The sequence below is a fragment of the Bacillus oleivorans genome, assembly GCF_900207585.1.
GTDB lineage: Bacteria > Bacillota > Bacilli > Bacillales > JC228 > Bacillus_BF > Bacillus_BF oleivorans.
On the sequence record NZ_OAOP01000014.1, the window covers coordinates 1 to 24,827 of the forward strand.

Annotated in this window: 25 protein-coding genes; 4 read left to right on the plus strand and 21 right to left on the minus strand. The window is 39.8% G+C overall.

Annotation, left to right across the window (positions count from 1 at the left end; translation table 11 throughout):
- Positions 1-331 precede the first annotated feature (331 nt).
- The gene (locus tag CRO56_RS21305; protein ID WP_097160658.1) at positions 332-550 is read right to left on the minus strand and encodes a hypothetical protein; all 219 of its coding nucleotides are present in this window, start codon (positions 548-550) and stop codon (positions 332-334) included.
- A gap of 241 nt (positions 551-791) precedes the next feature.
- Between CRO56_RS21305 and CRO56_RS21310 the strand changes: the two genes are divergently transcribed.
- Entirely contained in the window at positions 792-1,544 is a 753-nt protein-coding gene (locus CRO56_RS21310; RefSeq protein ID WP_097160659.1) for a polysaccharide deacetylase family protein, read from the plus strand.
- Positions 1,545-1,619: 75 nt separating this feature from the next.
- Here CRO56_RS21310 and CRO56_RS21315 read toward each other — a convergent pair whose 3' ends face one another.
- Positions 1,620-2,243 carry a KinB-signaling pathway activation protein gene (locus CRO56_RS21315; RefSeq protein WP_097160660.1) on the minus strand — a complete coding sequence of 208 codons (624 nt, stop codon included), beginning with the start codon at positions 2,241-2,243 and terminating at the stop codon, positions 1,620-1,622.
- 190 nt (positions 2,244-2,433) lie between these two features.
- Between CRO56_RS21315 and gerD the strand changes: the two genes are divergently transcribed.
- The gene (gene gerD, locus CRO56_RS21320; protein ID WP_097160661.1) at positions 2,434-3,078 is read left to right on the plus strand and encodes a spore germination lipoprotein GerD; all 645 of its coding nucleotides are present in this window, start codon (positions 2,434-2,436) and stop codon (positions 3,076-3,078) included.
- A 91-nt stretch (positions 3,079-3,169) separates the two neighbouring features.
- On the opposite strand, the gene CRO56_RS21325 is transcribed toward gerD, so the two are convergent.
- The 4 genes from CRO56_RS21325 to CRO56_RS21340 all read right to left on the minus strand — a co-directional run bounded on the left by CRO56_RS21325 (position 3,170) and on the right by CRO56_RS21340 (position 6,566).
- Positions 3,170-4,225 carry an Mrp/NBP35 family ATP-binding protein gene (locus CRO56_RS21325; protein ID WP_097160662.1) on the minus strand — a complete coding sequence of 352 codons (1,056 nt, stop codon included), beginning with the start codon at positions 4,223-4,225 and terminating at the stop codon, positions 3,170-3,172.
- A gap of 126 nt (positions 4,226-4,351) precedes the next feature.
- Positions 4,352-5,074, minus strand: coding sequence for an N-acetylmuramoyl-L-alanine amidase CwlD (gene cwlD, locus CRO56_RS21330; protein ID WP_097160663.1), 723 nt, complete (start codon positions 5,072-5,074; stop codon positions 4,352-4,354).
- 50 nt (positions 5,075-5,124) lie between these two features.
- Positions 5,125-5,577, minus strand: a complete 453-nt coding sequence (locus tag CRO56_RS21335) for a DUF2521 family protein (protein ID WP_097160664.1) — start codon at positions 5,575-5,577, stop codon at positions 5,125-5,127.
- Positions 5,578-5,687: 110 nt separating this feature from the next.
- Positions 5,688-6,566: a LysR family transcriptional regulator gene (locus CRO56_RS21340; RefSeq protein WP_179714396.1), complete on the minus strand. Its 879-nt coding sequence runs from the start codon at positions 6,564-6,566 to the stop codon at positions 5,688-5,690.
- A gap of 121 nt (positions 6,567-6,687) precedes the next feature.
- On the opposite strand from CRO56_RS21340, the gene CRO56_RS21345 reads away from it, so the two are divergent.
- Entirely contained in the window at positions 6,688-7,908 is a 1,221-nt protein-coding gene (locus CRO56_RS21345) for an MFS transporter (protein ID WP_245856062.1), read from the plus strand.
- 40 nt (positions 7,909-7,948) lie between these two features.
- On the opposite strand, the gene CRO56_RS21350 is transcribed toward CRO56_RS21345, so the two are convergent.
- The 9 genes from CRO56_RS21350 to CRO56_RS21390 form a co-directional block, all read right to left on the minus strand.
- A complete protein-coding gene (locus CRO56_RS21350; protein WP_245856064.1) occupies positions 7,949-8,887 on the minus strand; it encodes an RNA polymerase sigma factor in 939 nt (312 codons plus the stop codon).
- 121 nt (positions 8,888-9,008) lie between these two features.
- On the minus strand, positions 9,009-9,488 hold the full coding sequence (locus tag CRO56_RS21355) for a DinB family protein (protein WP_097160740.1): 480 nt from the start codon (positions 9,486-9,488) through the stop codon (positions 9,009-9,011).
- 107 nt (positions 9,489-9,595) lie between these two features.
- The gene (locus CRO56_RS23085; RefSeq protein ID WP_101541068.1) at positions 9,596-10,780 is read right to left on the minus strand and encodes a DUF5667 domain-containing protein; all 1,185 of its coding nucleotides are present in this window, start codon (positions 10,778-10,780) and stop codon (positions 9,596-9,598) included.
- A 116-nt stretch (positions 10,781-10,896) separates the two neighbouring features.
- Positions 10,897-11,736 (minus strand): pentapeptide repeat-containing protein, encoded by an 840-nt coding sequence (locus CRO56_RS21365; RefSeq protein WP_097160666.1) that lies wholly within the window; start codon positions 11,734-11,736, stop codon positions 10,897-10,899.
- Positions 11,737-11,752: 16 nt separating this feature from the next.
- Positions 11,753-12,520 carry a hypothetical protein gene (locus CRO56_RS21370; RefSeq protein ID WP_097160667.1) on the minus strand — a complete coding sequence of 256 codons (768 nt, stop codon included), beginning with the start codon at positions 12,518-12,520 and terminating at the stop codon, positions 11,753-11,755.
- Positions 12,521-13,357: 837 nt separating this feature from the next.
- Entirely contained in the window at positions 13,358-13,618 is a 261-nt protein-coding gene (locus CRO56_RS21375) for an alpha/beta-type small acid-soluble spore protein (RefSeq protein ID WP_097160668.1), read from the minus strand.
- Between the two features lie 277 nt (positions 13,619-13,895).
- The gene (locus CRO56_RS21380; protein WP_097160669.1) at positions 13,896-15,455 is read right to left on the minus strand and encodes a SagB family peptide dehydrogenase; all 1,560 of its coding nucleotides are present in this window, start codon (positions 15,453-15,455) and stop codon (positions 13,896-13,898) included.
- Positions 15,456-15,477: 22 nt separating this feature from the next.
- Positions 15,478-17,418 (minus strand): TOMM precursor leader peptide-binding protein, encoded by a 1,941-nt coding sequence (locus tag CRO56_RS21385; RefSeq protein WP_097160670.1) that lies wholly within the window; start codon positions 17,416-17,418, stop codon positions 15,478-15,480.
- Positions 17,418-19,364, minus strand: coding sequence for a putative thiazole-containing bacteriocin maturation protein (locus CRO56_RS21390; protein ID WP_097160671.1), 1,947 nt, complete (start codon positions 19,362-19,364; stop codon positions 17,418-17,420). The genes CRO56_RS21385 and CRO56_RS21390 overlap by 1 nt, the downstream gene beginning before the upstream one ends.
- Before the next feature lie 162 nt (positions 19,365-19,526).
- On the opposite strand from CRO56_RS21390, the gene CRO56_RS23095 reads away from it, so the two are divergent.
- Complete coding sequence (locus CRO56_RS23095) at positions 19,527-19,733, plus strand: hypothetical protein (RefSeq protein ID WP_179714398.1); 207 nt, start codon at positions 19,527-19,529, stop codon at positions 19,731-19,733.
- A 293-nt stretch (positions 19,734-20,026) separates the two neighbouring features.
- Here CRO56_RS23095 and rpsI read toward each other — a convergent pair whose 3' ends face one another.
- The 6 genes from rpsI to CRO56_RS21425 form a co-directional block, all read right to left on the minus strand.
- Entirely contained in the window at positions 20,027-20,419 is a 393-nt protein-coding gene (gene rpsI, locus CRO56_RS21400; protein ID WP_097160673.1) for a 30S ribosomal protein S9, read from the minus strand.
- Between the two features lie 24 nt (positions 20,420-20,443).
- The gene (gene rplM / locus CRO56_RS21405) at positions 20,444-20,881 is read right to left on the minus strand and encodes a 50S ribosomal protein L13 (protein WP_097160674.1); all 438 of its coding nucleotides are present in this window, start codon (positions 20,879-20,881) and stop codon (positions 20,444-20,446) included.
- Positions 20,882-21,373: 492 nt separating this feature from the next.
- Complete coding sequence (gene truA / locus CRO56_RS21410; RefSeq protein WP_097160675.1) at positions 21,374-22,111, minus strand: tRNA pseudouridine(38-40) synthase TruA; 738 nt, start codon at positions 22,109-22,111, stop codon at positions 21,374-21,376.
- 12 nt (positions 22,112-22,123) lie between these two features.
- The gene (locus tag CRO56_RS21415; RefSeq protein WP_097160676.1) at positions 22,124-22,921 is read right to left on the minus strand and encodes an energy-coupling factor transporter transmembrane component T family protein; all 798 of its coding nucleotides are present in this window, start codon (positions 22,919-22,921) and stop codon (positions 22,124-22,126) included.
- A complete protein-coding gene (locus tag CRO56_RS21420) occupies positions 22,914-23,786 on the minus strand; it encodes an energy-coupling factor ABC transporter ATP-binding protein (protein WP_097160677.1) in 873 nt (290 codons plus the stop codon). The genes CRO56_RS21415 and CRO56_RS21420 overlap by 8 nt, the downstream gene beginning before the upstream one ends.
- Positions 23,762-24,598, minus strand: coding sequence for an energy-coupling factor ABC transporter ATP-binding protein (locus CRO56_RS21425; protein ID WP_097160678.1), 837 nt, complete (start codon positions 24,596-24,598; stop codon positions 23,762-23,764). The genes CRO56_RS21420 and CRO56_RS21425 overlap by 25 nt, the downstream gene beginning before the upstream one ends.
- Positions 24,599-24,827: the final 229 nt, after the last annotated feature.

The window sequence follows — 24,827 nt, forward strand, 5'->3', positions numbered from 1 at the left end:
CACGCCGCCAGCGTTCGTCCTGAGCCAGGATCAAACTCTCCATAAAAGTGTTTGATATAGCTCTTAAAAAAATAGAATTAACGTTGACGCTTTTCCTTGTTCAGTTTTCAAGGAACAAGATTACTATCTTATCACAGAAATTCATCTGCGTCAATAGTATTTTTCACTTTTTTGTTAGTCACTCTTCAAAACAGCGACCTTTATATATTAACACTCTACACAAGTAAATGTCAATAACTTTTTTTATGTTTTGTTGCTGACTTGTTATCAGCGACGATTACTAATATAACAGGGAACGGCTCACTTCGTCAACCGTAAATTTATATTTTAATTATTTGTATTTTTTCGAACGCAAGTAAGCTATGTATTCATTTTTCGGGGCTACTCTTTGCAACATCGAGAATAGGATTTTATATCTTTCCTCCATTGATCTCTTTACCACATGACTAATTCGCTCATCCTCTAAATCAAATAAAATCTCATCCATCTCTTTCTTTATTAAATACTGAAGTTCTTTTTGTTCTTGTGAACTTAGTAACATTCCAAACAAATATATTCCCCCCGTCGTCAGAGTAACAAATAAATAAGAAAAGAATCGAATTTTATAAGTGCCGGCTATATAAACCCGAAATACATTAGAGCGTAATTTAGTTATTTCCAAAGTTTTAATATTTATTTCAATTCACTGAAATTATTGGCCGAATAATCACTCTGTCCAAAAAATTGGACATAAACCTTAAGTCCAAGCATATGTTGAATAGTAGATGTCAACAAGGGGTGGAAAATCGATTATGGGATTTATATTTGTCTTAAATGGAAAGCGTCTTAAAAATGTACTCCTAATTATTTTTACTGCTCTCTTTACGGCATGGTTCTTGTTTGTTCAAAATTATGTACAAGTTCCTGTTTTTTCAACTGATCAGGGACCGAAGGCTTTTTATAGGGGAGATCAGGGCGTTGTATTGAGTTTTAATATTGGATGGGGAGATGAAAAAGCAGAGCCGATCCTAGACACCTTAGAAAAGCTAGAAGTGAAAAATGCCACTTTTTTTCTCTCGGGTGCCTGGGCTGAACGTCATCCAGATTTGGTTGAGCGTATAATCAAAAACGGATATGAGATTGGAATTTTAGGGTTTAATTACAAGGATTATTCAGGAATTAAAGACGAGGAGATACGTAAGGACATTAATTATGCTCTTACTGCGTTCAAAAAGCTAGGAATCAAAAAAGTAGAATTTGCCCGTGCTCCTACGGGACATTTTGATGAGCGTTTCTTAAAAATTGCCGATCAATATGGTTTAGATGTTGTTCATTGGAGTGTGGATTCAAAGGATTGGACGAATCCTGGGAAAGATGCGATTGTGGCGAACGTGTCAAAAGCGAAAAAGGGAGATATCATTCTTCTTCATGCTTCTGATTCAGCCAAGCAAACTGCAGTTGCTCTTCCTCTCATTATCAGTTCCCTTAAGGATAGGAACCTAGAGATAATCCCGCTTTCGCAAATGATTTCTGATGCTGAGCCAAAATCGAGTGAAATTAAATAAGATGTATGAAATAGTAAAGGCTGTCCTCAAGCACACTCACTCATTAGAGATGCTGGAGAACAGCCTTTATTCAGTTTATTTTTTTACAGTTTGAACTTGAACAGCCGCTTTTTTATTTTTACGAGCTTCTCTTTCTGCTTCAGAGCGTTTTAAATAGTAAGGTAATCTTAATAACTGATACGTATTACATACTAAAAGTGAAATCATCATAAAATAAATCCAACTCTCGTCCCCCACACGCAGTACAGCAATTAACTCAATTGTGGTCGCAGCAATGATAAAGAATAAAGCGGAGATAAATGTATCTTTATCTGTTTGCTTCGCTTTTAAAAAGGCAATCACGAGGCCATAAACGAAAAGGATCACGGCTACTATCCAAAAATCGAAGTAGATGAGGTCAAAAATAACCACTGCAATTAAAATAATTTGTACCGTATTCCAAAGCCGTATGGACTTAAAAATGCCTAATCCAAACCGGTGAATAGTGAGATAAGAGAAGAAGCCCATTTGGCTAATGACACTATATATTAATCCAATACCGAATAACCAAATAGAAGACCACAGGATTTCTGTGAAATTAATGGGAGAGAACATCCAGGCGAAATCAGTCCATCGTGCAGCAAAACCTGAAAAGATCCCTGTCATCCCCCCCACCAGCAAGGTTGTTATAAATAAACGTACCCAATTACGACTTGTCACAACATTGGCCTCCGTTCAAAAATTATCACTACCTGATTGTACCAAAGGAGAGCTTTAAAAATCCACAAGTTACACTGCATAAAAATTGAACATTGTTTTACATTAATGAATAGATGGTCTTCTACTTATTATTTGATAATCAACATTAGAAGAATAGATACATGGCTGTATAGAAAGGGAGGCGGTCATCATGAAGAAAATATGGGGTATTACTTTTATTAGCTGTCTTTTTTTATTAACGAGCTGTGGCGGACAAGGTGCCAACACTGGTCAAATGGATTATGAAGAGACGAAAAGAATGATGGTCGATATTCTTAAATCGGATGAAGGTAAAAAAGCCTTTGAGGAAATTATGACAGATGAAGAAATGCAGACTCAGCTTGTTATGGATCAAAAAATTGTTTCACAAGCTATAGAAGAGAATTTAACCTCAGATAAAGGAATGGATTTTTGGAAAAAAGCCTTTGCAGATCCAAAATTTGCAGAGGCAGTAGCTAAATCGATGCAAAAGGAAAATGAAAATCTTTTAAAGGATTTAATGAAGGATCCCGAGTACAGGGATATGATGATTGAAGTATTAAAGGATCCCGAGCTTGCCAAAGCAACTGGAGATTTATTAAAAAGCCAGGAATTCAGACAACACCTGCAAACCGTTGTCATCGATACCTTTGAAAGTCCTCTATTTAAAGCCAAACTGCAAGACGTTTTATTAAAAGCGGCTGAAGAAATGGGAGACGGTCAGCAACAGCAAGGCGGCGAAGAGGGTGGCGGCCAGGCTGCTGGCGGTGGCGGTGGCGGAGGAGGCGATGGCGGAGGAGGCGGTGGCGGAGCATAACCGTCATCACTTCTCCATTCCTTTGCCAAGTGTTGTGTTTGATAAAGAGTTAAAAAAACGAAAAGGCCGTCGAAAGGATGGCCTTTTCGTTTTATTTCTCTAATTGATTGACTAGTTTTTCAGCGATTTCCAGATAAATTTTTCCTAACCTTTCATCTGCTTCATATACAGATGGAGCAAATTCTTCTTTATTCCAATCAGGCTGTTCTAAAGGAAGCTGTCCGAGCAGTGGAGCACGAAGCTCTTCTGAAAGCTTTTCGCCGCCGCCTTTACCAAATACATATTCTTTTTCACCTGTCACTTTACTTTCGAAGTAAGACATGTTCTCGATAACCCCAATAATTTCATGCTCCGTTCTTAATGCCATCGCACCTGCACGGGCTGCTACAAAAGCGGCTGTAGGGTGTGGGGTGGTTACTATGATTTCTTTACAGGATGGCAGCATGGTATGAATATCAAGTGCCACATCACCTGTGCCTGGCGGTAAATCAAGCAGTAAATAATCTAATTCTCCCCATTCTACTTCCGAAAAGAAGCTATTTAACATTTTGCCAAGCATTGGTCCTCTCCAAATAACTGGAGCATTGTCCTCGACAAAGAAGGCCATTGAAATAACTTTGACTCCAAAACGGTCTACAGGAATGATCTTATCCCCTTTTACCTGAGGCCGGTTTGGAATCCCCATCATATCCGGTACACTAAACCCGTAAATATCCGCGTCAATAATACCTACCCGTTTCCCTAATCGGGCTAAGGCAATCGCCAGGTTAACAGACACCGTTGATTTTCCAACTCCGCCTTTACCACTCGCAATCGCAATAAAAGTAGTATCGCTATTTAATAATGAAGTCCCGCTGCCAGCACGCTTAAGCTGTCCTCTAAATTTCTCAAGAACTTCTTCAGGCAGTTCCGTAAAGCGTAATCCGACCGATTCTGCTCCAGAACGTTTTAATACGTCGACAATCTTTCCTTGTAGCTGTAATTGCTCGGCCGTTCCTGTCTTGGCAATTGCTACTTTAAGACTGACGTGATTTTTTTCTTCCTTAATTTTGATTTCGGTAATACCATTGGTTTCTCGAAGTGATTTATTTAAGAAAGGATCTTTTAGTTCTTGCACTAAAGCCCGTACTTTTTCCTCCGTTAACACGTCTAACCCACCTCTTTTATGTATTCGTTTCCATATAGCTATTATAACATAGCTCTTCCAATTATTCTCTTATCCTGTTTGGTCATTCATCTTACTCATATAAAAACTCGCCAGCTTAGGGCGAGTTTAATCGTCTTTGGGTTCCTCGTAATTCACCTCTGAAAAATACCGGAGGATTCCTTTATATATAGATGCTGCCAGCATTTCTTGATATGCCTCATTTTGAAGATTCCCCCGTTCGATCGAATTCGATAAGAACCCCACCTCAACTAGGACCCCGGGTTTTTCAGCATGTTTGATTAAGAAAACGTTGTTAATCTCCTTCGCTTTCCTGGTCGTATTTTCAAGATTACGGGTCAGCTCGCTTTGGATAAATTTTGCAGCTTGTTCATTTTCTTTGTATCGGGGGCTATAAAAGGTTTGTGCACCCGACCATCTGGAGGAAGGGAATGCATTTAAATGAATACTTAAAAAGAACTCCGCTTCTGATTCATTGATAAGAGCTAATCTTTTATGGAGGTCTTCTGTCTTTCTGCGGCTATATCCCCTAGTCTCGGGGTCGGCTAGATCAACATCTTCCTCCCTTGTCATCAAAACAAGTGCACCTTGCTGCTGAAGGAAATCCCTCAGTTTTAATGAGATATTTAATGCAATATCTTTTTCCACCACATTTTCTTTACTGGCACCTGGATCCACGCCCCCATGTCCCGGGTCCAAATAAATGATTTTTCCCGTTAAAGGCAAATTCCAGGAGTCCCATGATTCATCATTTTTGATATCAAATTGTATGATAAAAAATAGCACTACAATCCCTATAGAAAAAATAAACCATTTTGCATTTTTTCTCACTTTCGCTCCCCCTCTAGTCCATCATATGGGACAAGGAGGAGATTTAGAACTTATTTACATTTCAGTTTTAGCTTATATCTCTTTACGGATTTTAAAAATCCATCCATCCAAAAAACATGAACAAATTGTTCACATTGCAAATAGAGAGATTCTTGAATCATCGATTTATTTTCAAAAAACCCTTCCATTTCGATATAGTGAAAAAGAGTATCAATCAGGAACTTTTCTTCTTCATAGCAGCGTCTTTTTACCTGCTCGACCGTCTCGCCAAAATAACCAAATTTCCCATAACGGCCTCCTAGTAAATACGCTTCTATCGCTATATCCTGACAGCACTCTTCCAGCTGGTAGATGGGAATGTATCGATTGGATTCTATTCCTTTGATAAAACACTCTAACGTCTTCTTTTTTAACCACTCTATCGAAAGCTCTCTGAGCAAGCTTCTTTCTAATGAAATTTCCCTTTCCCTTTGCTTTTGCATAAAGCTGTGGATTACAGTCATTTGCGACCACCTCATGGATAGTCTTCATCGTTTTATGGTGACTCATACGGATTTCAGAGCACGAAATAACTCACCATTATAGATGATTTCTTCCATGTATAATGAGGTTTTTAAGAGCTGTGGCAGTCTATCACATAGCTTCGAAAAAGCGCGGCTGATGGGGATAAAGTGCTCCTCTTTAGCCAAGCAATCCCAATTTCCCGGAAGCATTTAGACTCGGAAATTGAAAGTTGTTTGATTTTATCAGAGCTAATCCCATGGAATGCTGGAATAATCGTGACTCCAAGCCCGGATGAAACTAAGCCAGCAAGCGTGGAAACATCCTCTCCTTCAAATTTAATCGCAGGTGTAAAACCTGCCTCTTCAAATAAATGATCCGTAATTTCCCTCATACCTAATCCCCTTTTAAAGCTTATAAACGGATCTTCTTTAATTTCACTCAAATGAATCGATGACTTTGTCGCAAGACGATGGCCAGCTGGAACATACACGAATAATTCTTCTTTTAATAATGGATGCCATTCAATTTCGGGATGATGACTTATAGGACCAATCAGGCAAAGATCGACCTCTCGATTTAAAAGCTGCTGAATATTGGCAGTCGTCTTGCTTTGAAACAATTGTATTTCTACATCTGGATACATGTTATTAAAATGACTAATGATATCAGGCAATATGGTTAACCCTAAAGTTGGTAAAAAAGCGAGTGAGACTGTTCCCGTATATGGATTTTTCAAATGATTGATTTCTTCTACTCCCATTGAGATTTCGTTTAATGCATTTTCAACTCTTATTAAAAAATGATGACCGAACTTATTTAACTCAACGGAACGTCCGGATCGGTCAAAAAGCGGTACTCCCAATTCTTCCTCTAATTTGGCGATTGACCTGCTAAGGGCAGGCTGTGAAATGTTTAATTGCTCCGCTGATTTTCTAAAATGCTCTTGTTTCGCAACTACCCGGAAATATTCAAGCTGCTGCCATTCCATCTCGTTTGCCTCCTCGCTGCTTCGATTACAAAAAGGTATCATTTTTATAATTATAATATATTAGACATTATTGAAATAGACGGCGTACACTGAGCATAGAAAGCCAAAGGAGATGTCATCAATGCCATTTATAGAATTTGGCACCAAAGAATACACCCGTACCTTTTTAAGTATGTTAATTGGAAGTATCGTTACCTTTGCGATTTTATATTTTCCGCAATCATTGATTACCGTTTTTTCTGATGAATTTTCGATTTCACCGTCAACCGCAAGCTTCTCGCTTTCATTTGCAACAATTGCATTGGCTTGCAGCATGCTGATTATTTCAGTAATTTCAAATGCGTGGGGACGTAAAAAAATGATGGGAGCTTCCCTGCTTATTGCATCAATACTGACTATCGCAGCTTCGTTTAGCCCTAATTTTGAAACGCTGATTATTTTAAGAGTCCTGCAAGGAATAGCAATTAGCGGTTTTCCTGCTGTCGCTATGACATATTTAAGTGAAGAAATATCGCCGCGCCATTATGGAAGAATTCTTGGTATTTATATTGCAGGGTCAGCGTTTGGTGGATTTCTCGGAAGGTTAATTGCCAGTATATTTACAGACTTTTTCTCTTGGCATATGGCCTCCCTCATTTTAGGAATTCTCTCTTTAGCCGGCAGCCTGCTGTTTTTGATGTATCTGCCTGAATCGAAACATTTTAGCAAAACGGCACTATCAGTTCAAAGCTGGGCAGCAGGTATGATAAGCGGATTGAAGGATCGAAAACTCCTTTATTTGTATGGCCTTGGCTTTTTATTTATGGGAGTTTATGTATCATTATTTAATTATATTGGCTTTCCCTTATCGAGCCCTCCTTTTCTATTAAGTCACACCATGATTGGTTTACTCTTTATATTTCAATTAACTGGATCGTGGAGCTCAGTCTTTTTTGGCAAGCTGACTGAACGCTTTTCCCGCTCTGCTTTAATAAGCTGTTCGATTGTATTGCTAGTTATAGGCGGTTTACTTACCTTGTCTGAACAAATTGCAGTTCTGATGCTTGGGCTGATTCTATTTGCTTCAGGATTTTTCGCTGGCCACACAGTTGCCAGCAGCTGGGTTGGTGTAATGTCTCCACCAAAAATTAGAACCTACACTTCTTCGCTTTACTTGCTGTTTTATTACACAGGGTCTAGCTTCATTGGCTGGCTGGGCGGTTTGTTCCTCAGCTCGTTTGGCTGGGACGGTGTGATCTGGATGATTTGCGGATTTTTAGTTTTTTCCAGCATACTCGTGTTAAAGCTAAGCTGGCCGCTTTCAATATTTAAAATACAAAAGACCACACATAAAACCCATTGAAAAACACAGGACGTCACGGCTGAGGTCCTGTGTTTTGTTTTTAGCTCCAATCTAAAGGCGGTTTGACGAGCTGTGCTTTTAATCCAAGCTCCTTGGCAGCCGCAAAAATAAATTCTTTTCTAAAGAAATAGCTTTTATGACTTACAATTTTTCCATTTTCAGTTTCATGGTATTGAATGTCATGGATTTCAGGTCCCCTTTCCCCAGGAGCTATTACTATGATGACCGGCTTACCCCAGAGGATCACTTCCTGAGCGGTATATCCCGGTAACCCATATTGTAATGATCCTTTCAGCATTTCATCCTTAGAAAACTCCTGGAACCCAAGGAATGCCTCGTTTTGTGTCTGATCACTAACTAACCGCAGCATTTCGTTCACATCGCCTTTGTTAAACGCCTCTAAGTATGCTGCAATGGTTGGGTCTTTCTTTGCTGCTAAGGGTTCGGTTTTGGCAGCTGAAAAATCAATCGATGCGATTCTTTTCCGAGCGCGCTGAACAGCAGCGTATACACCACCAGGGGTACTATGTACAATCCCTGCTGTTTCTTCTGCACTAAATTTAAAAATATCTACAAGAAGAAAAGCGGCTGTTTGTTTTGCTGTTAAGTTGTTTGTTATAGAAATAAGGGCTTGCTCTAGCAATAGACTGTCAGAAAAATCAACGATAGGTTCTTGGGACTCCGCTAAGGTTCCAACCTCTCTTTTTAGTTTTCTGCATTGATCAAGCCAAGTATTAGTTGCCACTCTGAAGAGATAATTTTTCTTGTCTGTCACTTCACTCCAGCGCTGCGGAAGTAAACCGAACGATTTTATCATCGTTTCCTGAAAAAGATCCTCTCCATCCCAAGGTGAACCCGTTATATATTTACAATAATTCCAAAGGTCTGCGGCATAGGCCGAAACCATTTCTTCAAACTCATTATTTAAATTTCGGGTCACTCCTACAAAGTCTTGGGTCAAATCCCGCGTTTGATTCAATTCCCATCCCTCCTCTAGCGTTTTCAATAAATATGACGTGTGTGAAAAGTAAAATTAGACTCATACTTTAAAATTTTTCAATTAAAAGAGGGAATTTTCAAGCAACGTTTCGCGTCATAAACTATTTACTTACACCCAAATCCCGCCAAAGCAAATTAGCCGTAACAGGTTTTTTGCCTAGCTCTCTCGACCAAACCGATAATTGACCCATATGATGGATTTCATGGGCAATTACGTGACGTACAACCTCTCCCCATCTGAGTGTTTCGATGGTTCCGTCCGCTAAGTTATTCTGGATAATACGGTTCTCCATACGGCTGTCCCAATTCCGTACAAAATTGACTACTTCCGGTTTAAAAGTAGAATCGAGTGCCCGAACTCTTTCCAGGCTGCGATAGTTCTCAAATTTCTCTTGGAAATCTGGCTTCCCTTGAACAATTCGGATCCAGCTCCACTCCACATCAATAATATGGAAAAGTGAGTGTAAGATACCGCCCACTCCTCCAGTCCGATCACGAAGAAGCTCTTCTTCTGGTACATCCTCACACCATTTGTACCAATCTTCTCTTACTTGCCAATTATATTCAAATAGTGTTTGCACAACATTTCCCCCAATCTTAATCATTAAATTCTCTACAACTTTGTCTTTTCCTTTTTAAGCATAAAAAAAGAGGCGCCTCCCTTTAGGCACCCTTCATAAACAGCGTATTATTCTTCATCATCTTGATCATCGTCTTCTTTATCGTGATCATCATCTTTATCTTCTTCTTTCTTTTTGTCTTCATTTTGCTTTTCTTCTAGCTTTTTGGCATCTTCTCGTTGTTTTTCTTCAGCTTTTTTAGCTTCTTCCCGAGCCTTTTCTTCGGCTTTTTTAGCTTCTTCCCGGGCTTTTTCCTCAGCTTTTTTAGCTTCTTCGCGTTTCTTTTCTTCAGCCTTTTTTAAAGCTTCTTTCTTCTCTTTTTCTTCCTCTTCGAGGGCTTTTTCTACTTCATTGGATACTTCCTCGTTTATTTTCTCAACATCTTTCGCTTCTTCATTTTGGATCTTTTCCTCTTTTTTGCTTAACTCATCTTCGAGCTTTGTCTTTTCACGTTCTGCTTCTTCCTCAGAAATTTGGCCGCTTGCTAGTTTTTCTTCAATTTTGCTTATTTTTTCAGCAAATTTAGCTTCAGCTTTTGCGAGCTTCTCAGATTTCTTTTCAATTTTTTCAAACGACTTTTGGATATTTTTCATGATCGCTTGTTGAGCACTTGGATTTTCAATTTTTTCTAATACAACTAACAAAGCATCAATGTTATGGGCAAGTTTACTCTCAACTGTATCTTCAGACTCTTCTGCAGATTCTTCCCCTTCAGATTCCTCATCTGATTCAGCTGAGGAATCTGATTCATCTGCTTCTTCTTCCGTGCTTGATTCTCCGTCTGTCTCACTTAAAGTTTCTCCAGCAACTTCATGCATAGAAATTGCTTCTTTAAGAACTTTCTCTGCTTCTTCTATTTCACCTTTAGCAATCAAAGCATTGGCCTCTGCAATTCTTTCCGCCGCAAAGTCTGCTAATAATTGACTCTCTTTATAGTCATCAAAAGTGAAGGCAAGACGAATTTTTTCCGTCATTAATTTAACAAAATAAAAGAAATCCCCCGGGATTAATTCTGGCTCTTCGAGAACCTCTTCCTCCACACTCTCTTCGACAGCTGATTCTTCACCTGTATCATTAACTTCCTCTAAAGAGATTACTTCCTCTGTAGATTCTTGCTCTACAGTTGTTTCGGCTTCCTCCGTTACCCCAGTTGTTACCTCGTTAGCAAAAACTTGAACTGTACCTACTGGAAAAATAAGAGTGGCCGCAATGGCCGTGCTAGTAAATAAATGAATGCGTTTTTTATTTTTCATGCCAATTCCTTCCTCCCCGAATTTAAGTATATTACAAAGTTCGTCAATTCACTGAATTTTATGTCGCTTTATTCAATAAAAAAACACCTCTTATTAAAGAGATGCCAATACGCAAATTATAGCCAATGATCTGGAATTCTTAAGTGATCTGGTAATTTCGTATTTCGATTCCCCTTCGCCGCATTCAATTGTGCCTGGGTGAGAAAGATGCTTCCCGTGAGATTTACCCCGCTTAAATTAGCGTCTCTCAAGTCGGCTCCAATCAGATCAGTCAACCTCATATCGGCACCAGTGAGATCAGCTGCAATTAACAATGCACCTCTAAAGTTAACACCTCGTAAGTTGGCTCCTCTTAAATTGGCCCCAATCAAATCCATTCCTCGACCCAATTTCTTTTTTGATCTGTTTGGAACTTTAGCCCGTACCAGCTTACTCGTTTGCAGAAGTAAATTATTTATTTGAGCTCTGTGTAAAGAAATATCTAATTCTAAAATAGAATGTGGGCTTTGATAAGTAAGATGCTCAGTCTGTTCATACGCAGCCTGTATCTTTTGAAAAATAGACTGGGCACGGTCTAATTGAAGAGCTTGATTTAAATAATAGAGCATCTCGTGAAGCTGCTGCACAATCGGAAACACTTTAAACATTTCATCGCTTAAGTTTGGGTGTTCCCTCCAATCGTTCCCTTTAAAGGTAACTTGAGATACCTTTTGCCCAGCACCAAAGCACTCATACACAACACAGCCCCGAAACCCTTTGTTTCTAAGATCTCTATGAATCTTACATCGATAATCCGATTGTAAGTTTGGACAAGGGATACCACCATTTTTATCAAAAGCAAAATCAGCCGACTTTGCATAGGGCAACGCAACACAGCACAAACCAAAGCAATTTTCACAGTCTGCATGCAAATCATTAGCAAAATTATTGTATTTACTCTTTTTGGGATGGGACACTGTTTACACTTCCTTATTATGAAGAAACAACTAATTTGTGATTTTCTATTATTTTTATTGCAGATTTTATGGATTCATTTGAAAGCTTTTCTTTATTAGTACATTTTAATATCGCTGCTAATGTACTACATAGTATAATTCGTTTACCATGTGTATCCTTTTGTGTTAATGCATCTGATAGAGCGATTAAAGGTCTTTTATTTTCTGCCAAAACTTGTTGATCATCTTCTTTCACAATAACCCACTTATTATTTTCTTTAACGGCCTTTAACTCTACCTGATTTACTTTTGTTTCCTCTTTAATATATTCCCTGCTCAATAAATGAGCAGCCTGCAGGTACTTTTTATCTTCAAGCTGATCTTTAAAATATATTTTAATCAGTGGTCTAGCTGTACATGTTTTAATGCAATGGTATACAGGGTAATCCGAGTGTCTTGAATTTAACTCAATAAATAAATTTCTTATATGTTGAAAATAATAATTTGTCTCTTCTTTAATAAAAAAATTACTATTGTTAAACTTTTTATTTTCGTTATGTAATAAAGATGTATAAAGGCTTTTACAATCGGTGTAAATATCTATTATTTCATTTTTACCTATATCATCTTTCTTTATCATTTCAAATGTTTTCTCGAGAGCATATCCTTCTGCTAAATTGGAAGTGGGGTTAATATGCTCTGCTTTGAAATGATGCTTTTCGATAAAGCCAAATTCATTTACTTTAACGACTCCTGCACCTACCATTTTATCTTTCGTTGAGCCATCAATGTAATACTCTATCATGCTCTGCACCTGCTTGCTTTCATAAAAGCATCCTTTTACACGTTTATTATCTAAAACAAATACATCAATACAAAAATCTTTATTTTATTTTAACATAAATATCCAATAGTACACTCTTTGGCTTACTATGCAGATCAAGGTAGACCGTTTGTAAATGTTTTGCGTAAAAAAGGCTGGTATGAGGAACTGCCTCAAATGGACGACCTCGCCAAAATCATAAAGGAGGTCAAAGAAAAAATTAGAAGGGAAAGACTTGCTTTGCATAATCTATCTGCTGCAAATCCAAACTAACCCTAGTGTTATTACCTAACACTATAAATCAGTGTGGAGGGATAGATATTGGATATTCTAATAAGGTTCATCTCAAACCTAAGGTCATTCGCTCTAAGAGTTACATGCTTTTTCAGAAGGGTTAACTACCTGTTAAATAAGCTTGTATGGATGCCATCTTTAGCGTAACGAATATTCAATAAGTCTCATCGATTTCCGCATTGTCAATAATAAGGTAAGCATTTCGATGCTTGCCTTTATTGTATTTGTATCAAAAGTATTTTTCATCTTCCTCATGAAGAACCGTTTGCGTGCTTTCTTTCCGGATTTGTCGTTCATCGGCTTTATAAAGGACACTTTCCCTGCTTTCTTTCCCCCATTCTGCCTTGTTTAGCCTTATAATGGACGTTTTCACTGTCTTTTTTTGGATTCTGTCCTTTATCGTCAAAATTACTTGTCTTAAGTAAAAAAGACCCCCACCCAAAAGGTTTGAGAGTCTTAAAGTAATTCGTCGGGGATTACTTTGTTTACTCCCCAACTTTTTTTATTAACAAAACAAACATATCGCTACTGTTTTTTACTCAAGTTTTCCTGAGCCATCTTTACAAGTTCCTTTACCATACTCCCGCCTAATCTGCCGCCAACTTTACCGGCTTGTTCAGAAGTAAGTTTCCCGTTGTATCCCTGTTTTAGAGGTACACCTGCCTCCGCGGCAGCTTCAAATTTTGCTTGTTCAGGATTATTCGTTCCCGCTACTTGAGCCTTTAACTGATCAAGTCCTTGGCGAGCCTCTGGAACTAGGATTTTATTTCGATTTTTTCTTGCCATGGCATTCCCTCCTCTTTTTTAAATTGTCCAGAAAGAAGATAAAACATGTTTCATTATTTTCCCTGACCCTGTATGGCCCACATAATGGAGTTTTCTTCGGTATCATACATGCCAAGTAAGATGGAATTAACAGTATTATGCCCTAAGGTAAAACCCCCGATGACAGCGATAATATCACGATATTTTAGATTTATTCAGGGAAGTTTAACAGAGCCTAATAAAAAAGACCCTAAACCTATTGGTCTGAGAGCCTTTTAGTGCAATCCTTTTGTCTCTGCTAGCTTCGCAAACTCCCTTTTAGCCATGCACGGGGACGGTATGGACCCACCGGGATTTGAATCAAGCTGGTTTTTCCTATTGAATCAAGCTTGTAAAGTTCATCAGATTGGTTCGCATCGAATCCCAGCAGTGGGTGGCCCCCCATCCCTAAGGCACCCGACATCAAGAGCAACCGTTGCACAAAAATACCCGCTTCCATTTGCTGAATGCGATAACCTCTATACCCCAATTTCTCTTTAAGGTGATTTTTGTCTCCAACGATATGCATACAGAGCGGAACTTGATACAGATTCACATTGGGCATTGTTAATCCAAATTGTAAAAACTCCCGATAATCCCCCTCTGTTATTTTCTGAAGTGCATGAGAGCTATTGTTATAAGAGTAGGCACCATCTGGAACTCCCTCCACGTTATAAAAACTTCCATACAAAGAAACACGAGTGTCAACTTTCCCCTGTGTGTCGTCAAGGTCATTCTGATACGAGAAGGAACATGTCTCCTTTAATAAAGAGGCTAGTTGTGTTTGACTCACTTTTCCTAACACAAAATCGTTATCAGGAGAATGCCGCTCCCTGCAAATGGAAGCGAGGTCATACGATAAGGACTCAGTAAATGGCAGCAAGATCGTCTCTGTACTTAAGGAACGTTTTACACTACTATTCTCCTTTGTCTTTACAAATGACTGTGTTGTTTCAAGAATGGATGCTTCCTGAAGTTGTCTCAGTATCGGAAAATCAATGACTCTCTTGGAACGGTTATACGAAACATGCTTCAACTCTGGCAATTCCCTGCACAAATCAGCGGCTGAAACAATTTCTTCTCTATTAGGATTGTTTTTAATACCATGAATTGATAACGGGATAACCGCATATACACTTTCATCCTGGTCTAAAAGTCCAAGCATATGATTGACAGACGTATCAAGAAATTGGTAGCAAACCCTTGAAGAGAGTCCTATCTTACCCGCTACTTCTAACAATTGCCCAATTAGAACCCCTGCATCTAATCCTTGGAGCCTGTAGGAAAAATTATTGTATTTATAGAAATTTTTCCAAAACAGCGTAGATATAAAAACGGTACAAAAACAGTCAGAAATATGATATCTATTTCCAAGACTTCTGGATAAGTAAAAATCGTAATTTCCTTCTCGCAGTAATATGAGTCGGTGATGTGCAACGTCGTAATGATAAATTCCCTCCGGAATGTCCTCCAGCTTCACATATACGTATAATTCATTAGGATATAGCCCCCCTCCAGAGGGAACAAATCTGCGCAACGACTGGACGGCTTTTTCATTTGTATCCTCTAAAGGAGTTTGAGAATATTGGGTAAGGCCGTACACATACCATAAGAAATGGCCAAGCTCATCGAGACTTGGTTTTTCATAGGCTTTCCGTTCTTTCAATGTTAGCGGTACATCAGCAGTAAGTGGTATTTCTTTTAAGTCGCGATACAGCTTGTAAGGAAGCGGTGCATCTTCCCAATCCACCTGCCAATTTGGCGGAAAGACTTTTTCCGTGTCAAAATGAAGATCATGCAGAAATGTTTCTATATCCAAAGCTTTACCTCCTATTCTTCCATTATGGAAACGGGTGGGGGTATAAATTAAGCTGTTCATATGCTAATGGCTCACTTTTAAACCCTAGTTGTACAGGTACCGTAAGTACTCTCTTCAGCCCCTTTACACGAGTAAAGTGATGTCCAAATGTCATTGGCAGCATTCCAGGAATCAATACTTTTACACAAAATAATCCGTTCCGTTTCGTTACAGGTGTTGACTGATCCACCACTATGACCTCGAGGTTTAACTTGCGAAACTTCTCAAGAATTTCCTGAAGGTCATCCTTCAAGTCAGTATGTTTCGGCACCGGCTTAAATTCCTCAGCAAATGTACGTAAAGGTCGGTCCTCATCCAATAAAAAATTCAGTCGGCCCTCTGCTTCTTTTAAACCATACAACATACCATGATCCTCCATCGTGCGTACAGCAAAAGAATCTTTCATCATCCCTTTGTATTTCTGCCGGTTCTCCTCCAACTTTTGATCATCCCGAAACATCATTCCTGCCAGCTCGTAAATAGAGCTTTTTACAGCTCTAACAGGATCAGGATTAGCTCCGGCTGCACAAATTAGGTTTAGACCCTTGGATTTTCTGTTTTTTGCCACTGCCCAAACACTTGGAATTCCATGTTCCATTGTCGAATTGTAAAAATGAAGGTCATATCCCGTTACTTCCAGGACACGGTCGACCATTAGCTGTAATTCTTTATCGTTAGCAGAACGAAGGTCAAGACGCGGAAGGGGGAGTTTCGCGTACCAGGTTAACAAGAATGAATCCCGCTCGACGACCTCCATAATGGCATGAAAAATCGCCTCCTCTAAACTCCCTCCTAATGCACACCCGTTGGAGGTTTCATAAACAAAGCCCTCCCCGCAGCCCAAACTGTAATAGGCAAGTAGCTCTGGAACCAGAATAGGCCGTTCTTGCATGAATGAATAGCCCCAGACCCAATTCATTGGCTCATCAGGGTGATAAGGTTTAAACGGGAAGTGAGGCTGAGCATAGTGTTCTTTTTCATGTAATCCAACACTGGCAGGATTTAGTGCTTGATCGTCTAAATTATGATAACTATCATGAACTACCGCTCTTTTGCCTCGTGGCTCAATCCCGCAGTAACGCTCCAACCCCTCTAAAATGGCAGTGAGCTCACTTATTTCATATGAGTCAGACCTTCCCGCAACTCCCTCATCTCCCCCCAATAACGGCATGTTCACTAAAACATCAGCAAAAGGCAGCTTAAAATCTTGCATTTTCCCGTTCATGATACCAGTACGATAGTCGAGATAGTCTGTAACTAGCACGGTTTTTAATTCCTCTAACGAACGGCTGCGGTAACTGCTTTCATTTATTTTAGGACTAGATTCTAACTTTATTAAAGCTAATTCCGCTGTGTCATCTTGTAATGAGCTGCACAGCGGGCACAAAGGATCAGGCAAGAAAAGGTGACTGGCGATCGTTAATGATCTTAGGTTCGTAATAAACACTCTTTCTTCTACATAGCTCGGTTCTCCTTGAAGAACTCTTTGGACATCGTTACATATCAAAGTTGCCATTTGTGATATTCCCGTTCGTGATGCCCATGCATCTCGCAGTCTACCTTCTTCTCCTCCAATGCTTGTATATAACTCCCACATCTCTTGGCGATCGGGGCCAGCCATTATGCGCCGTAAGTCCGCACAACGTGAACATCCTGGTGTATCGGGGCGTATAAGAGGACCAATGATCCCCTCACCAAACGAAACCAAACCTCGAAGCCACGGAATTCCTATTTCCCTGTATTTTTCCTCCGCTTTTTGGTGAACAGATGGATACCAGGCATCGTTCAGCACCAGAGCTAATTCTGTTTCTTTAGGGACCTCTTCTAATATTCCCTGGCGCTTTACTTGATAGCTTCCGGACAATTGATTATAGACAAAGTCCGCTAATAATCCATGTCCGTCAATTAAAATATGGGCAGCCATTACGTTTCCTCCTCTCGAACCTGTACACCAAACACCCCTGCTAGTGCCTGTTTTAAAAAAGGTTCAAACGAAAGATCATAAACTACTAACCGTGATCGGTTTCGATCCAAGACTTTAATGGAAGACTGTAATAGCTCCAATTGTGATATTTCATCACAAGAGGGAACCTCAAGTTTGGCCCCACCTTCTATAAGAAAAACCTCTGACTCTGTCTCTTGCCTCACTATGAAATTCACCTGGTTTTGAGTATCCAAAAGCGCTTGTTGTAAAGCATTTTGTAATGCCAACGTTTTATTTAAACCTGCCCTTGTGTACCATTGTCCGTTCGTTCTTACTGCTATTACGGGGAAACCTAGTATATCCTCTTTCATGCAGATTGTTGGTGTACCGTTCAAAGTAGTCAAAGCATTAAAATAAAATCTGCATCGTTTATCATCTATTGTTTCCAGCTGCAAACCAACATTTGTATTCAGCTGATTAACCGTTCTGTTACTTAATGTTTCATCTAAATATACTTGTAGCCCTCGACAAATAGCCTCTTCGATTGTTTCCCCTGCACCAATGCCAATAAATCCTATTGATCTTTCAACATTAGCTTCATCTTGATGATCACTGAAGATCTTAATCATTTGTGAAACATACATTTCAATACCGGTCAGTCCGGCATTTCTTCTAGCCTCCTCATGTGTAAATCCAGAACAGATAACCTCTGGAAGAAGGTCAGCTGGCCCCTCTGATACTGGATTAACTGCTTGAACAACCAATTGCGAAAGTGGAAGCTGTTTCAAGTCTCGTTCCTCCCAAGTATGAAAAATCCCTGTATCTTCTGAAGTTAATTGATTGAAATATTCTAAGAGGGTACTCGGTTGGTTTTTTTCACCCTGTTTTTGTTTTATCTTTATTTCCAAATCTTCCACCAGTCTCGGTGAAACACTTTTATCCAATGGATGCGGGATGAATGAAATCCAGTCTCCTTCCAGCGTTTCAAGATCAAGTTTGTATATTTGGTTACTTTGATTTAAGCCTGCTGCTCCTGTAACCTTCTTAAAAAATTCGAATACCGTGACATTCGCCAACATCGAACCTGCTATGGAGGAAAAAGGTTGTGGCTGCCGATCAAATAACAAGGATGATTGATGGATCCGTCGCCATGCGGACTCCCAGCATGTCTCTGAAGATTCCGGATTTGACAATGGACCTGCAAGCCCAACGTGGTCTAAATATATGGCGGGCAGAAATGCCTTTCCCTGCTCTTTACAAATCATATTTAGACACTTAAGTTCTCTGACATTTCCATCCTGAGAGACATATAGTACCCAATCATATGGCTGCACAGCTGCTTGCCAAAAGCTTCTCTCAGCTCCTATTTCAAATGGTACCTCTTTGACCTCCACCTCAGAGTCATATTGGTTGGCGTTATATACTAGCTCATTGATCCGTAATCGATTTGTCGGAACTGAATCCGTTACCATAAAATGAAATTTAGGAAGTCCCGATTCGATTAACGCAGAAACCAATGAAACGAGAAAGGGACCAGAACCGACAGCCAGAACGTTAGCCTGACGGTACTCTTGAAAACGGTACGCACCCGAATCTGTAAAACTCTCAATGAATTCAACTTGTGATGCATACTGTTCGAGAATGTTGCTACTTAATTGATGTGGACGATCCAGGCTGACGTCTCGAACAAAGCCATTCTTGTACAACGTTTCTCCAATCTCAAATACCCTGTTCCGATACGGTGGTGTTAAACCCTTTGTTATCTCTTCTAATGAATGCTCCCCGTTGAATAACGGCATCAGTCTTTCTATCCACTGATAGATAGTACTGCCTTGCATACGGAATGAGCTTAGATTATTTCTAAAATATACACCGCCTTGTGGATCAGGCAAATAAAATGTATCTCTTTTAGCCTTGAGACGTGAGTATGAGCTCAGCTTAGTCATTCAACTCCTCCTTCATTTTTTCGTTCCTAATTATGCACTATCATTTTTATGTATTTTTATTTGTCCATTATGTTAGGTAAGTGAAAATACCCGTTTAGCCGCGTTAAAATTCTGATGCTTTATTGAAAAAAGCCCCCTGGGGTACAGGGGAACTTACTATTCATGATCTTACTATTTTTCTTTTTGAAATTATCATCAACCCCAGCAGCGGGAACAGCGGGAACAGCGGAAACACCTAAAACAGTTAAAGCAGTTAAAGCAGAAAAAGCAGAAAAAGCAGCTAAAACAACGGAAACAGTTAAAACATCGACCGCCACAACGACCGCCAAAAACGCCAAACTCACGCTCATCTGGAGCTATAGGCATTAACTCACTAACTTGATATTGATCCATTCCTAACGATTGCAGGTCATTTTGAAAATTATGCATTTTCTTCCTCCTCTTTGTGTTTTTTTTATCTGGTATGCCAAAAGCTAAATTGAGAGTGGAACGGTCATATTTACATCCATAAATCCATAAGTTACAACGATGCTCTCTTCAACAAATTATGTTAATTTTGGGTCCTTGTTACTGATGTAAAAGCCTATTTCACGCTGATAACTCATCATTAACACAAAAAAAAGACCCCCAACCAAAAGGTTGAGAGCCTTGAATGAAAATAATTAACGTTTTGAGAATTGTGGCGCGCGACGTGCACCTTTAAGACCGTATTTTTTACGTTCTTTCATACGTGGGTCACGAGTTAATAGTCCTGCGCGCTTAAGTGGTCCGCGGTATTCAGGATCAGCTTGCAATAACGCACGAGCGATACCATGACGGATAGCTCCCGCTTGTCCTGTATAACCTCCACCTGAAACGTTTACTAACACATCGTAGCTACCAAGAGTTTCAGTAACATTAAGAGGTTGGTTCACCACTTCACGAAGTGCTGCGAATGGAATATAGTCTTCAACGTCACGACCGTTTACAACAACTTTTCCTTCGCCTGGTACTAGACGTACGCGGGCAACAGAACTTTTACGACGGCCTGTTCCGTAATATTGTACTTGTGCCATGTTGAGTAGTCCCTCCTTCTGAGATTATCCGCGAAGTTCGTAAACTTCTGGTTTTTGAGCTTGGTGTGGATGTTCGCTTCCAGCATATACGTGTAGCTTTTTAAACATTTGGCGTCCAAGGGAAGTCTTTGGAAGCATTCCTTTGATTGCAAGCTCTAGCATTTTTTCAGCATAGTTTGTACGCATTTCTAATGCCGTTCTTGTTTTTAGTCCGCCTGGGTGCATGCTGTGACGGTAGTAGATCTTGTCAGTTAGCTTTTTCCCAGTTAATTCAATTTTAGATGCGTTGACGATAATAACGTGATCGCCTGTATCAACATGTGGAGTGTAAGTTGGTTTGTTTTTTCCGCGTAAGATGGAAGCCACTTCGCTTGCTAAGCGACCTAGTGTCTTGCCTTCTGCGTCAACCACGTACCATTTACGTTCCACTTCATTTGCTTTCGCCATGTAAGTTGTACGCATGAATGACCCTCCTAATTTCAGTTTCATGTCTAATTTTTTCATTAAACGTATCAAATCTATTCAATCACGATAGAGTTCCGGGGCTTTATCGCGGAATAATCATATACCTTAATATGATACTGGTCTTAGGCACTCATGTCAAGGAGAAAATGTAAAATATGTGGAAGGGTTTTATCCTCATTTTATGTGAAATTCGACTTTTGCAGGGTGAATTCAGCAAGAATAGACCATGGGCTTAATTGGAATTATCTTGATGATTTTCTTTGCGGACATACGTTCCGTTATTTTCACAAAAATGCCCGTTTTAAAAAATTTTAGGACATACAATCCGTTATTTGCTGTGAATGATGCAAAAATCACATGTTTTAACCTAATTAAAGGAACCAGTGTCCGCTAATTCCGAAAACTGGCGATTTTGTCACAGATAACGGAACATATGTCCTTTTGCCAATTCGCCATGCCTAGTACGACCTGCGAAAGTTAAGTTAGAAATTAATACTCTACTCTCCACAAATATAACCCATGCCCAGGTGCTGTTTTCCCGGCCAGTCTTCGATCCTTTGCTTCTAATAATTTTTGAATAGAATCCGGATCCCGCTTTCCATTTCCGACCTCTAATAATGTGCCTACTAAGATTCTCACCATATTGTATAAAAATCCATTCCCGACAAATTGAAAGGTGATGGCATCTTTTTCTTCGATGATTTCAATGGAATAGATGGTACGGATTCGGTCCTCTGCCTCCGACTTGGCCGATGAAAAACTAGTAAAGTCATGGGTACCTAAAAGATAAGCTGCTGCTTTTTTCATTTTCCGTACATCCAATGGATAATGATAATGATATTCGAAGTTTCGTTTAAATAAATCGGGTAATAGTCCCAGGTTGATTTTATAGCGATATTCCTTTCGAACCGCATCAAACCTCGCATGAAAATCAGCGGCAACCTGTTCTGCGTCAAGGACTAATATATCTTCAGGGAGCAGCGTATTCAGCGCTCTCCCCCATTTATCTGGCGGAATGCTTAAATCCGTATCAAAATGTATCACCTGACCCACAGCATGTACAAACCGGTCAGTCCTGCCCGAAGCGGTTACTTTCACCAGCTTGCCTTTATGAATTCGCTCTAATGCTTTTTCAAGCTCAGATTGCACCGTACGTTCGTCAGGCTGTACCTGGTATCCGTTAAAATTTGTACCGTCATATGAGATCGTAAGTTTGATTCTTTGCATTTTAAATCCCCTTTATGAGCGCAAAAACCATAGAATTGCAGTTAATCCAACAAAGATAGTCATTAGGACATGATCTCTTATCTCCCACTTTAATTCCCGATACTTTGTTCGGCCTTCTCCACCCTTATATCCTCTTGCTTCCATCGCTAAAGCCAGTTCTTCTGCTCTTTTAAAAGAGCTTACGAACAATGGGATAAGAAGAGGAACAATTGCTTTAATCCTCTCTTTAATCGGGCCAGAGGAAAACTCTACACCTCTTGCTTCTTGAGCTTTCATGATTTTCTCCGTTTCTTCCATTAAGGTTGGAATGAAGCGGAGTGAGATCGACATCATGAGCGCCAGTTCATGAACGGGCATTCTCACCTTTTTCAACGGATTTAATATGCTTTCCAATCCATCCGTTAAAGTAATCGGTGATGTCGTTAACGTTAATAAAGAGGTAATCAAGATCAGATAGATGAAGCGCAGTGAAATGAAGAACCCCTGTCTGATTCCCTCTTCATAAATCTTGATCCAGCCCCAATCAGCAATAAGGTCTCCTTCTTTTGTAAAAAAGAGATGCAGCAGGAAGGTAAAGATTATTATGATAAATATTGGTTTTAATCCGTTCAATAAAAATTTAAATGGCACATTTGAAATGAGAACGGCTCCTATTGTAAATAGGAGAAGAATTAAATTGGTTGTTACATTATTGGCTAAAAATACGATTAAAATAAATCCAAATACAAAAATAATTTTAGACCTCGCATCAAGCCGATGGAGCGGAGAATCAACTGGTATATAACGGCCGAGAATAATTTTATCAGTCATGTAAAGAACCCTCCTTTACATACTGCGCTATTTGGACTGCCAGCTCCTCCATGTTCATAGATGGCTTTGGAAAGGTGATGCCTAATTTCCCCTCGACCAGCAAGCGAAACTTTACCACTTCCGGTACATCTAATCCTAAATCGATTAATTCCTCTGGCGATGCAAATATTTCAGCAGGTGTTCCTTTTCGGATCACAGTCCCTTTATGCATGACTGTAATCTGATCAGCAAATTGGGAGGCATCCTCCATGCTATGTGTAACCAGGACAGTTGAGAGATTACGCTCTTCATGCAGTTTTTTAAACATCTCCATTATTTCTTTGCGGCCACGCGGGTCTAACCCTGCTGTCGGTTCATCTAGTACAATTACATCAGGCTCCATCGCTAATACCCCAGCTATCGCTACCCTTCTCATCTGGCCGCCAGAAAGGTCAAACGGGGATTTATTAAGGATATCTTCTGTTAATCCAACCTGCTTGATGGCACGAATCGCTTTTTCTTCAGCCACTTGTTCTGATACCCCATAATTCATTGGACCAAAGCATACATCCTTTAAAACTGTCTCATCAAACAGCTGATGCTCCGGAAATTGAAAAACGATCCCTACCTTTTGGCGGATCGGCTTTAAATTACTTTCTTTTATACCTGCTTCAATCACCCGGTCGCCTATTCTCACTTTCCCCTTTGTCGGCTTTAAAAGCGCATTTAAATGCTGCAATACCGTAGATTTCCCGGAACCCGTGTGGCCAATAATCGCCATAAACGTACCGGATGGGATGTCTATGTTGATATCATGAATGGCTATCCTTTCAAATGGAGTCCCTGGCTGGTACTTGTATTCTACTTGTTCGAGTATAATGTCCATAATTCATTCACCAACTCTCCCGCAGATAGAGAACCTTGACTGATCGGAAGTCCCTGATTCTTCAATGCTTGTCTCATCTTAACTGAAAACGGAATATCAAGTCCTAGTTGAACCAGTTCCTCATGCAATTGAAAAATCTCAATTGGCGTTCCCTCTCTATAAATCTGGCCCTGGTTTAATACGATAACCCGATCCGCTTTGGCCGCCTCTTCGAGATCATGAGTAATGGATATAACGGTTATATCCTGATTTTTCTTTAACTGACGTACAGTTTCTAAGACTTCTTCACGACCTCTTGGATCAAGCATGGATGTAGCTTCATCCAAAATCATTAATTTTGGCTGCAGGGCTAACACCCCCGCAATCGCCACTCTTTGTTTTTGACCGCCTGAAAGATGGTGAGGTTCTACTTTCAAAAATTCATCCATTTTGACTTGCTTAAGAGCTTCTATTACTCTTTTTTTCATTTCTTCGCGCGGAAAACCATTATTTTCTAATGTAAAGGCTACATCATCCTCTACGGTAGCACCGACAAATTGATTGTCTGGGTTTTGGAAAACCATTCCGATTCTTTTTCTTATGTCCCATACCGTTTCTTCGGATAAAGGGAGACCATCTATAATAATATCGCCATCGTTAAAGGGTTGAAGCCCCATTAACAGCTTTGCAAAGGTCGATTTCCCGGACCCGTTATGTCCGACTAAAGCTAGCCATTCACCTTCATAAACCTGTAATGAAATATTCTTTAAAGCATAAGCAGATTGGGAATTATATTGAAAGAAAAGGTCTTGAACGGTAACGAGTTCTTTCATCTCACTCTCTCCTCTAATCTAGTCTAATCTCTACTCTTCTCAATTTTTAGGGGGCTTGTGGAAGGAATAATGAATGGGGAAATGAAGAGAAAGGGCGGAGGCAGACAAGGAGTGTCTGCCTCAGGAGCTAGACGAAAACCTTAAAAAGCTTCATCATAGCGCTCCAGTTTACACCTTAATCATAATGGAGAACAAAAAAGGGCCAGGACCAAACCATCATTAGCTGTCC